Raw genomic sequence first — 10,221 nt, forward strand, 5'->3', positions numbered from 1 at the left:
CGGTCGATCAGCAGCTGATCAGCAGCCGATGAGGCGGGCCGCCAGGTAGGACTTCACCTGGTCGAGGGAGACACGCTCCTGCGCCATGGTGTCGCGGTCACGGATGGTGACTGCGTTGTCCTCAAGGGTGTCGAAGTCGACGGTGACGCAGAACGGCGTACCGATCTCGTCCTGGCGGCGGTAGCGCTTGCCGATGGCGCCGGCGTCGTCGAACTCGACGTTCCAGGCCGTCCGCAGGTCGGCGGCCAGACCGCGCGCCTTCGGCGAGAGGTCGGCGTTGCGCGACAGCGGCAGGACCGCGACCTTGACCGGGGCGAGGCGCGGGTCGAGGCGCATGCCGACGCGCTTCTCCATGACGCCCTTGGCGTTGGGCGCCTCGTCCTCGAAGTAGGCGTCCAGCAGGAAGGCCAGCATGGCGCGGTTCAGACCGGCTGCGGGCTCGATGACGTACGGGAAGTACCGCTCGCCGGACTCCTGGTCGAAGTACTTCAGGTCCTGGCCGGAAGCCTCGCTGTGCACCGTGAGGTCGTAGTCGGTCCGGTTGGCGATGCCCTCCAGCTCGGAGAACTCGCTGCCGCCGAAGTTGAAGCGGTACTCGATGTCCACCGTGCGCTTGGCGTAGTGGGAGAGCTTCTCCTTCGGGTGCTCGAAGAAGCGCATGTTCTCGGTGCGCAGACCCATGTCCACGTACCAGTTCCAGCGCTGCTCAAGCCAGTACTCGTGCCACTTCTCGTCCTCGCCCGGCTTGACGAAGAACTCCATCTCCATCTGCTCGAACTCGCGGGTGCGGAAGATGAAGTTGCCGGGAGTGATCTCGTTGCGGAAGCTCTTGCCGACCTGGGCGATGCCGAACGGCGGCTTCTTGCGCGAAGTGGTCTGCACGGCCTTGAAGTTGGTGAAGATGCCCTGGGCGGTCTCCGGGCGCAGGTAGGCCAGGCCGCCCGCGTCCTCGGTGACGCCGAGGTGCGTCTTCAGCATGCCCGAGAACTCCTTGGGCTCCGTGAAGCCGCCCTTGTTGCCGCAGTTCGGGCAGTTGATGTCGGCGAGGCCGTTGGCCGGCAGCTTGCCGTGCTTGGCCTCGTACGCCTCCTCCAGGTGGTCCGCGCGGAACCGCTTGTGACAGGAGAGGCACTCGGTCAGCGGGTCGTTGAAGGTGGCGACGTGGCCGGAGGCCTCCCAGACCTCGCGGGCCAGGATCACCGACGAGTCGAGGCCGACGACGTCCTCCCGAGCGGTGACCATCGCACGCCACCACTGGCGCTTGATGTTCTCCTTGAGCTCGACGCCCAGTGGCCCGTAGTCCCAGGCGGCACGGGTACCGCCATAGATCTCGCTGCAGGGGTAGACGAAGCCACGGCGCTTGCTCAGGCTGACAATCGTGTCGATCTTGTCGGCGGCCACAGTGCTCTCTTCAGTACGACGTCAGGTTCGACGGCATGGTCAAGGCGCGGCTGGTTGCGCGCACCCGAATACCTCAGGCTACCGGGCTGGTGGGTAGACGGTTCAACTCGGTATTCCGGGTCGGGCTCCGATCTGTACATCCCGGACGCCCTCGATGTCCCGGACGCGTCATCCATGCACCATCCGTGCGTCATACATACGCCAATCGGGTGAGTTGACAATCATTTCCACTTAAGATGACAATGGTTGTCATGATGCTGCGACGCCTCCCGACCACCTCGATAGCCCTGACCGCCACCGCCGTTGTCGGCGCCCTCACCCTGAGCGCCTGCGGCGGTTCGAGCAGCGCCGAGGGCAAGGCCAGCGATGGCAGGCTGAGCGTGGTGGCGTCGTTCTACCCGATGGAGTTCCTCGCCGAGCAGATCGGCGGCAGCCATGTGAAGGTCACCGACCTCACCGCCGCCGGAGTCGAGCCGCACGATCTCGAACTCAAGGCCAAGCAGGTCGCCTCCGTTCAGAGCGCCGGCCTGGTGGTCTACCTCAAGGGCCTCCAGCCCTCCGTCGACAAGGTCGTCGAGCAGAGCCCCGTCAAGCACGTCGTGGACGCCACCGCCGCCTCACCGCTGGTCGACCACCACCTGGACGAGGGAACCGCGAGCCAGGACGGTCACGACCACGCCGACGCGGCGGGCGACCCGCACATCTGGCTCGACCCGACCCGGTACGCCGCCGTCGCCAAGAGCGTCGGCGCCGAGCTGGCCAAGGCCGACCCGGACCACGCCTCCGACTACCGGAAGAACACCGACGAGCTGGTCACCAAGCTGTCGGCCCTCGACCAGGAGTTCCAGGCCGGGCTGAAGGGCACCAGAACCAAGACCTTCGTCACCAGCCACGCCGCCTTCGGCTACCTCGCCGACCACTACGGCCTGAACCAGATCGCCATCAACGGCGTGGACCCGGAGGCCGAGCCGACCCCGGCCCGGCTGGCCTCGATCCAGAAGGCCGCCAAGGACAACGGCGTCACCACGATCTTCTTCGAGGCACTGGTCAGCCCCGACCTGGCCAAGACCGTCGCCAAGGACCTCAACCTGAAGACCGCCGTGCTCGACCCGATCGAGGGCGTGAAGGACCCGTCCGCCAACGACTACTTCTCGATCATGCGCCAGAACCTGACCAACCTTCAGGCTGCACTCGGCACCGCCAGTTGAGAGCCCGGTCGGCCGAGAACGTGATCCGTCGCGGCCGAGAGACCAAACGGCCAAACACCAAGAGGACACCCCAGCCATGAGCTCTGTCATACCCGACACGGCGCCGACGGACTCCGCCGGGGCGCGGCACCCGGTCTCCGCCGACGCCGCGCCTGCGGCCGTCTCGCTCCGCGACGCCGTCGCCTCCCTCGAAGGCCGTCCGGTCCTGCGCGGCATCGATCTCGTGGTGCGGCCCGGCGAGGTGGTCGCACTGCTCGGCGCCAACGGCTCCGGCAAGTCGACCACCGTCAAGGCCGTGATCGGTTCCGTCCCGCTGGAGCGCGGCAGCCATGAGCTCTTCGGCAAACCGTACGCCCGGTTCAAGGACTGGCACCGGATCGGGTACGTGCCCCAGCGGACCACCGCCGCCGGCGGGGTGCCCGCGACCGTCCGCGAGGTGGTCTCCACCGGCCGGCTGCCGCAGCACCGGTTGCTGCCGTTCCGCCGCAGGGACCGGGACGCCGTGGACCGGGCGCTGGACGCCGTCGGCATGCTGGACCGCGCCGAGGACGGGGTGGCCAACCTCTCCGGCGGTCAGCACCAGCGGGTACTGATCGCCCGTGCGCTGGTCGGGACCCCGGATCTGCTGATCATGGACGAGCCGATGGCCGGGGTGGACATGGCCAGCCAGCAGATCCTCGCCGACACCCTGCGCCGCGAGGTCGAGCGCGGTGCCGCCGTTCTGCTCGTGCTGCACGAACTCGGCCCGCTGGAGCCGCTGATCGACCGGGCCGTGGTACTCCGCGACGGCTGCGTCTCCCACGACGGCCCACCCCCCAAGGACGTCGGACAGCACGCCCTGCCCGGCCATGACCACGTCCACCCGCATGCGGACGACGACCACCTGCACAACACCCCGAGGCTGCTCGCATGATCGACATGCTCAACTACGACTTCATGCAGCGAGCGCTGATCGCCGCCGTTCTGGTGGGCATCACCGCGCCCGCCGTCGGCGTCTACCTGGTCCAGCGGCGACAGGCCCTGATGGGTGACGGCATCGGGCACGTCGCCCTGACCGGTGTCGGCCTCGGCTTCCTGTTCCAGACCAGCCCGATCTGGATGGCCGTCGTGGTCTGCGTGCTCGGCGCGATCGTGATGGAGCTGGTCCGCGCGCGTGGCAGGCAGCGCGGCGACATCGCCCTCGCGATGCTCTTCTACGGCGGTATGGCCTGCGGAAAGCTGCTGGTCAGCATGAGCGCCCAGGCCGGCAGCGGCAGCCTGGAGAGCTACCTGTGGGGCTCCATCCTCACCGTCTCCCCGTCCGACCTGAGCACCATCGCGATCCTCGGCGCCGTGGTGATCGCCATCACCATCGGCCTGCGCCGCCAGCTCTTCGCGATCTGCCAGGACGAGGAGTTCGCCCGGGTCACGGGCATTCCGGTACGCGTCCTCAACCTGCTGCTGGCCGTCACCGCCGCCGTCACCGTGACCGTGGCCATGCGGGTGGTCGGACTGCTGCTGGTCAGCGCGCTGATGGTGGTCCCGGTCGCGGCGGCCCAGCAGCTCACCCGCTCCTTCGCCGCGACCCAGGCGGCCGCCATCGCGCTCGGCATCACGGTCGCGGTGGCGGGCGTGGCCGGCTCGTACCAGGCCGACGTGCCGTCAGGCCCGGCCATCGTGCTGCTCGCCATCGCGATCTTCGCCGTGTTCAGCGCGATCGCCGCGCCGCTGGCCCGCCGCCGTCACCGCGCCGCCGCCGACCACGGGCCCGAGATCTGCGAGGTCGCGATCCCGGCACAGGACGGCGGCAGGCCGCACGGCAAGCCACAGGACGCCACCCGGGAACCGGCCGGCGGCACGGACCTTCACACCACGAGTGCGAACGGAGCTCCGAAGAGCGACCCGATCGCCAGTACGGGGCTGGCACAATGAGGAGCTAGACGAACCCACCCCCAGGAGGACCCACGGTGACCACCGCAGGCCCGTCGCCGCGCGCCCGATCAACTCGGCAGCGAGCCGCCGTCTCGGCGGCCCTGGACGAGATCGAGGACTTCCGCAGCGCCCAGGAACTGCACGACATGCTCAAGCACCGGGGCGACTCGGTCGGGCTGACCACGGTGTACCGCACACTGCAGTCGCTGGCCGACGCCGGCGAGGTGGACGTGCTGCGCACCGCGGACGGCGAGGCGGTCTACCGCCGCTGCAGCAGCGGGCACCACCACCACCTGGTCTGCCGCGAGTGCGGTGCAACCGTGGAGGTCGAGGGCCCCGCGGTCGAGCGCTGGGCCAACACCGTGGCCGCCGAGCACGGGTACACCGACATCGCCCACACGCTGGAGATCTTCGGTCTCTGCGGGGATTGCGCGGCCAAGAAGGGCTGAGCGGACAGCAGCGAAGGGCCCGGGAGCGACAACCGCTCCCGGGCCCTTCGCATGTCACGTCAGCGCTGCGCCGGAACCTCGGGGCTGACCTCGTTGGGGATGGCACCGCCGAACCGGCGGTCGCGCATCGCGAACTGCTCGCAGGCCCGCCACAGATCACGCCGGTCGAAGTCCGGCCAGAGCACGTCCTGGAACACGAACTCGGCGTACGCGCTCTGCCAGAGCAGGAAGTTGGAGGTGCGCTGCTCGCCGCTGGGGCGCAGCAGCAGGTCCACGTCCGGCATGTCCGGGTGGTACAGGTACTTGGCGATGGTCTTCTCGGAGATCTTCGCCGGGTCCAGCTTGCCGGCCGCGACGTCCCGGCCCATGGCCGCCGCGGCGTCCGCGATCTCGGCCCGGCCACCGTAGTTGACGCACATGTAGAGGGTGACGGCGTCGTTGTTCTTGGTCTGCTCCTGGGCGACCTGGAGCTCCTGGACCACGCTCTTCCAGAGCCGGGGCATCCGGCCGGCCCAGCGGATCCGGACGCCCATCGCGTCGAGTTCGTCCCGGCGGCGGCGGATGACGTCCCGGTTGAAGTTCATCAGGAACTTCACCTCTTCCGGGGAACGCTTCCAGTTCTCGGTGGAGAAGGCGTACAGGGACACGTTCTTCACGCCGAGCTCGATGGCGCCCCTGAGCACGTCGAGGACGACCGACTCGCCGACCTTGTGGCCCTCGGTGCGCGGCAGCCCGCGCTCCTTCGCCCAGCGGCCGTTGCCGTCCATCACGATCGCGACGTGACCGGGGACGAGCTCACCGGGGAGCTTCGGGGGCTTGGCGCCGCTCGGGTGCGGGGCCGGGGTGACGTAATCGCGCTGCTTACCGCCGAAGAGCCGTCGCGCTGCCATGCTGCTCACTTCTCCACGTATCTCATCGAGCGGATACCCCGCTCCAGGTGCCACTGCAGATAGGCGGCCACCAGCCCGCTGCCCTCCCGCCAGTACCGAGGCTCGCAGTTGTCCGCCGTCTGCCAGTCCCCTGACAGCAGCGCGCCGAGCAGTACCAGTGTCTCAGGGGAGGGTACGGCACTTCCAGGCACTCGGCAGTCCGGGCAGAGCACTCCGCCCGCCTGGAGCGAGAAGAAGCGGTTGGGGCCGGGCAGTCCGCACTTGGCGCAGTCCGTGAAACTCGCGCCGTATCCGTTGACCGCGAGCGACCTGAGCAGGAAGGCGTCCATCACCAGGTGCGACTCGTGCAGTCCGGCGGCCAGCGTGCGCAGTCCGCCGACCAGCAACAGGTACTGCTGGACGGCCGGTTCGCCCTCGTTCTCGGCAAATCGTTCCGCCGTCTCCAGCATGGCCGTCCCGGCGGTGTAGCGGCCGTAGTCGGTGACGATCGAGCCGCCGTAGGGGGCGATGGTCTCCACCTGGGTGCAGAGCGGCAGCCCGCGGCCGACCAGGTCGGCGCCGCGGCTGAAGAACTGCACGTCGACGTGGGAGAAGGGCTCCAGCCGGGCACCGAACTTGGACTTGGTCTTGCGGACGCCCCGGGCCACCGCGCGGACCCGGCCGTGCTGGCGGGTGAGCAGGGTGATGATGCGGTCGGCCTCACCCAGTTTCTGGGTGCGCAGGACCACGCCGTCGTCGCGGAAGAGGCTCATCGGCGCACCCCGGCGCGGGAGTCGAACAGTGTGGCCATCCGACCATTCTCGCGCACTCCGGAGCCACTGTGGGCAGCCGTGTGCCCGCGCCCTGGTCCGTGGGGGGACACCGGCAGGCGCGGGACACGGCGAGCCCGGAGAGGGGGATGTCGGGCCCGGTCCGAGAGGAGGCGGGTGAGCGATGGAGACAGGGAGCGGAGACAGGGAGCGGGGAGCAGGCGGAGGAGACGGGTACGGGTCGGAACGACTACGGGCCGAAAGTCAGTGCGGTGCGCCCGCCGCGGCGTCCAGGAGCTCGCCGACCCGGTCCTCGCCGAGCTTGAGGCAGCGGCCGACGGCGGCCAGCGCGGCGCGCTCCTGCGGCAGGTAGCGCCCGTCCGCCAGCGCGACCGAGGCGCCCTGGAGGACCAGTCGCTCGCGGCCCTGCTGGGCGAGGTGCGGGGCCAGCGGCTCCAGTGCGGCGTGCAGTTCGATGGTGAGGCCGCTGCCGTGGCCGTCGAGGTCGAGCGGGCCTTCGCCGCTCAGCCCGGTGAGTGCGGCCAGGGCGGCCAGGATCTGGGCCTCGCCGCAGTCCTCGAAGCCGGCCTCGCGGATCGTGGTGCAGGCGGCCTCCCGGGCGGCCCGGCCGCTCGTACCGCCGGCGGCGAGGACCGCGAGGGTGACGGTGTACTGGGCGTCGCGGAGCATCGAGGCGAGCCGGACGCAGGTGACCTGTTCCAGGGTCTCCATGCCGTACCGGCCGTGGCAGCTGGTGCACTGGACACTGCCGACGACGGGACCGACCGGCACCAGCGGGGTGCCGAACAGTCGCAGCCACCGCCGACCGTGCTGCCGACGGTAGTTGCGGTCCCCACCACAGCCGGGGCAGAAGAAATCACCGAGGACATCCGTCCGCCAGCGAGGGCGAACACCCCACAACCCTGTCACGGCGCCACTCCCCAGACATGGCAGGCGGCCTGCGCATCAATGGGCAGGTCACGCGACCGGACGCCGGGAGCCGTCCCACCGACCTCGGTTCCGGTGCATAGATGCTGCCATGGTTGAGGGGATGTGTCAGCACCCCGAACGGGTAAAGATGTGGCGTGGAACACACTGCGAGGGGGTCGCCTTCCCGGCGACCCCCTCGCATGAACCAGCCGTAAGAACTAGCCGCGCCGGGCCCGGTTGACGGCGCTGATCACTGCCTTCAGCGAGGCCAGCACGGTGTTTCCGTCGATGCCGACGCCCCACAGCACCTGGCCGTCGACCGCGCACTCGACGTAGGCGGCCGCCTGGGCGTCGCCGCCCTCACTCAGCGCGTGCTCGGCGTAGTCCAGCACCCGTACGTCCACGTCGATCCCGGCCAGCGCGTTGACGAAGGCGGAGACCGGGCCGTTGCCGGTACCGGCCAGGGTGACGCCCTGTCCGTCCACCACGGCCTCGGCGGACAGCGCGTCGCGGCCGTCCTCGGTGGTCAGACTGCGCGAACCGCTCAGCGCGATCCGGCCCCATGGGTTGTCCGGGGTGGGCAGGTACTCGTCCTGGAAGACGTCCCAGATCGCGGCCGGGGTGACCTCGCCGCCCTCGGCGTCGGTCTTGGCCTGGATGATCTTCGAGAACTCGATCTGCATCCGGCGCGGCAGGTCCAGCTTGTGGTCGTTCTTCAGGACGTAGGCGATACCACCCTTGCCGGACTGGCTGTTGACCCGGATGACCGCCTCGTAGGAGCGGCCGACGTCCTTCGGGTCGATCGGCAGGTACGGGACGCCCCAGGTGTACTCGCCGACCGGGATGCCCGCCGCGGCGGCGTCGGCCTCCAGGGCGTCGAAGCCCTTCTTGATCGCGTCCTGGTGCGATCCGGAGAAGGAGGTGTAGACCAGGTCGCCGGCGTACGGGTGGCGTTCCGGTACGACCATCTGGTTGCAGTACTCGTAGGTACGGCGGATCTCGTCGATGTCCGAGAAGTCGATCATCGGGTCGACACCCTGCGAGAACAGGTTCATCCCGACGTTGACCAGGTCCAGGTTGCCGGTCCGCTCGCCCTGGCCGAACAGGCAGCCCTCGACCCGGTCGGCACCGGCCATGATGGCCAGTTCGGCCGAGGCGACGCCGGTGCCGCGGTCGTTGTGCGGATGCGAGGACAGGCAGACGAACTCGCGGCGGGACAGGTTGCGCGACATCCACTCGATCTTGTCGGCGTAGACGTTCGGGGTGGAACGCTCCACCGTGGTCGGCAGGTTCAGGATGATCTCGCGGCCCTCGCCCGGCTGCCAGACGTCCATCACCGCCTCGCAGACCTCCAGCGCGAAGTCCAGCTCGGTGTCGATGAAGATCTCCGGCGAGTACTCGTAGCCGAAGACGGTCCCTTCGCCCAGCAGCTTCTCCGCGTACTCCATCACCAGGCGGGTGCCGTCCACGGCGATGCCCTTGATGTCGTCCTTGCTGCCCTTGAAGACCACCCGGCGGAACAGCGGCGACGTCGCGTTGTACAGGTGGACGGTGGCGCGCGGCGCCCCGACCAGGGACTCCACGGTGCGCTCGATCAGGTCCTCGCGGGCCTGGGTCAGCACCGAGATGGTGACATCCTCGGGGATCGCCTGCTCCTCGATCAGCGAGCGGACGAAGTCGAAGTCGGTGGCCCCCGAGGACGGGAAGCCGACCTCGATCTCCTTGTAGCCCAGCTTCACCAGCAGGTCGAACATCTTGCGCTTACGGGCCGGCGACATCGGGTCGATCAGCGCCTGGTTGCCGTCCCGCAGGTCGGTGGAGAGCCAGCGCGGCGCCGCGGTGATGACCCGGCCCGGCCAGCTGCGGTCCGGCAGATCCACGGTGCCGAACGGCAGGTAGCGGTGGAACGGCATACCCGAGGGCTTCTGCTGCACGGAGGCGGCGGTGATCGGGGTGGGGCGGTCGTTGAACGCGCGAGCGATGGCGGACTGCTCAGTCATGGAGGAGAGTCTCAGCTTCCCAGATCGATTGCGGGCTGGCCGGGGTGGTGGACACCGGCTGGGCCGACTGGTGCGCCGCATCGACATTGATCGGGCGCAACACAACTCCCCGCGGCAAGGGAGCCGGCCTATCTGGACTACAGGCCCTCGCCGCGGCAGCTAAGAAGAAGCAGCCCGTAACGCATGATGTGTCCGAGAGTAACCCAGGCCACCGGCCACGGGCAGTGAACTCGGCCACCATTCCACCCCTTGAGACGGACGACCGACTCCCGACCTCGTGACAACCAGTCATCAATGCCTCACTCTTGGCGACATGAGACCAGCACCCCACTACTGCACGATCATCCCGCCGTACGTCCTCGACCGGCTCGCCGAGCAGGGCCACGGGCCGGCGCAGCGCTCACTGGCACTCGACCTCACCCACCGCACCGCCCGGCTCCAGGCGATCGCGCCCCCACCGCCGGCCCACCACCTCACCCGCACCATCGGAGACGCCGGCCACGCCCAGCGGACACCCGGCAGGCCGATCCGGCTGGAGGGCCAGCCGGCGGCCGAGGACTCCTCGGTCAACCGCGCCTACGACGGCCTCGGCGCGACCTTCGCGCTCTACGAGACCGTGTACGCCAGGAACTCCATCGACGGCGCCTGGCTGCCGCTGAACGCCACGGTCCACTACGGGCAGG

9 protein-coding genes and 1 pseudogene are annotated in these 10,221 nt (G+C 69.3%); 5 read left to right on the forward strand and 5 right to left on the reverse strand.

The window, feature by feature from the left end; genetic code table 11:
- Window positions 1–18 precede the first annotated feature (18 nt).
- A complete protein-coding gene (locus UK12_RS30460; RefSeq protein ID WP_045306437.1) occupies window positions 19–1,401 on the reverse strand; it encodes a glycine--tRNA ligase in 1,383 nt (460 codons plus the stop codon).
- A gap of 251 nt (window positions 1,402–1,652) precedes the next feature.
- On the opposite strand from UK12_RS30460, the gene UK12_RS30465 reads away from it, so the two are divergent.
- The 4 genes from UK12_RS30465 to UK12_RS30480 all read left to right on the forward strand — a co-directional run bounded on the left by UK12_RS30465 (window position 1,653) and on the right by UK12_RS30480 (window position 4,969).
- Entirely contained in the window at window positions 1,653–2,609 is a 957-nt protein-coding gene (locus UK12_RS30465; RefSeq protein ID WP_045306438.1) for a metal ABC transporter substrate-binding protein, read from the forward strand.
- A gap of 76 nt (window positions 2,610–2,685) precedes the next feature.
- Window positions 2,686–3,522, forward strand: coding sequence for a metal ABC transporter ATP-binding protein (locus tag UK12_RS30470; protein ID WP_045306439.1), 837 nt, complete (start codon window positions 2,686–2,688; stop codon window positions 3,520–3,522).
- Window positions 3,519–4,520, forward strand: coding sequence for a metal ABC transporter permease (locus UK12_RS30475; RefSeq protein ID WP_197085294.1), 1,002 nt, complete (start codon window positions 3,519–3,521; stop codon window positions 4,518–4,520). The genes UK12_RS30470 and UK12_RS30475 overlap by 4 nt, the downstream gene beginning before the upstream one ends.
- Window positions 4,521–4,555: 35 nt before the next feature.
- A complete protein-coding gene (locus UK12_RS30480) occupies window positions 4,556–4,969 on the forward strand; it encodes a Fur family transcriptional regulator (RefSeq protein WP_045306440.1) in 414 nt (137 codons plus the stop codon).
- A gap of 59 nt (window positions 4,970–5,028) precedes the next feature.
- Here the strand turns inward: UK12_RS30480 and UK12_RS30485 are convergent, their stop codons facing one another.
- From UK12_RS30485 to leuA, 4 genes are all read right to left on the reverse strand, one after another.
- Window positions 5,029–5,859: an isoprenyl transferase gene (locus UK12_RS30485; protein WP_045306441.1), complete on the reverse strand. Its 831-nt coding sequence runs from the start codon at window positions 5,857–5,859 to the stop codon at window positions 5,029–5,031.
- A 5-nt stretch (window positions 5,860–5,864) separates the two neighbouring features.
- Entirely contained in the window at window positions 5,865–6,611 is a 747-nt protein-coding gene (gene recO / locus UK12_RS30490; RefSeq protein ID WP_045306442.1) for a DNA repair protein RecO, read from the reverse strand.
- A gap of 261 nt (window positions 6,612–6,872) precedes the next feature.
- Window positions 6,873–7,538 (reverse strand): TerB family tellurite resistance protein, encoded by a 666-nt coding sequence (locus tag UK12_RS30495; protein WP_045306443.1) that lies wholly within the window; start codon window positions 7,536–7,538, stop codon window positions 6,873–6,875.
- A gap of 218 nt (window positions 7,539–7,756) precedes the next feature.
- The gene (gene leuA, locus UK12_RS30500; RefSeq protein WP_045306444.1) at window positions 7,757–9,538 is read right to left on the reverse strand and encodes a 2-isopropylmalate synthase; all 1,782 of its coding nucleotides are present in this window, start codon (window positions 9,536–9,538) and stop codon (window positions 7,757–7,759) included.
- Window positions 9,539–9,851: 313 nt separating this feature from the next.
- Here leuA and UK12_RS30505 point away from each other — a divergent pair.
- A pseudogene (locus UK12_RS30505) lies at window positions 9,852–10,221 on the forward strand (hypothetical protein); the annotation flags it as partial.

It is taken from the genome of Saccharothrix sp. ST-888, from assembly GCF_000955975.1.
Lineage (GTDB): Bacteria > Actinomycetota > Actinomycetes > Streptomycetales > Streptomycetaceae > Kitasatospora.

Excerpts from the sequence above, each read along its gene's own strand:
- UK12_RS30465 (WP_045306438.1), top strand. The coding sequence starts at position 1,653 with ATGATGCTGCGACGCCTCCCGACCACCTCGATAGCCCTGACCGCCACC.
- UK12_RS30470 (WP_045306439.1), top strand. The coding sequence starts at position 2,686 with ATGAGCTCTGTCATACCCGACACGGCGCCGACGGACTCCGCCGGGGCG.
- UK12_RS30475 (WP_197085294.1), top strand. The coding sequence starts at position 3,519 with ATGATCGACATGCTCAACTACGACTTCATGCAGCGAGCGCTGATCGCC.
- UK12_RS30485 (WP_045306441.1), bottom strand. The coding sequence starts at position 5,859 with ATGGCAGCGCGACGGCTCTTCGGCGGTAAGCAGCGCGATTACGTCACC.
- recO (WP_045306442.1), bottom strand. The coding sequence starts at position 6,611 with ATGAGCCTCTTCCGCGACGACGGCGTGGTCCTGCGCACCCAGAAACTG.
- leuA (WP_045306444.1), bottom strand. The coding sequence starts at position 9,538 with ATGACTGAGCAGTCCGCCATCGCTCGCGCGTTCAACGACCGCCCCACC.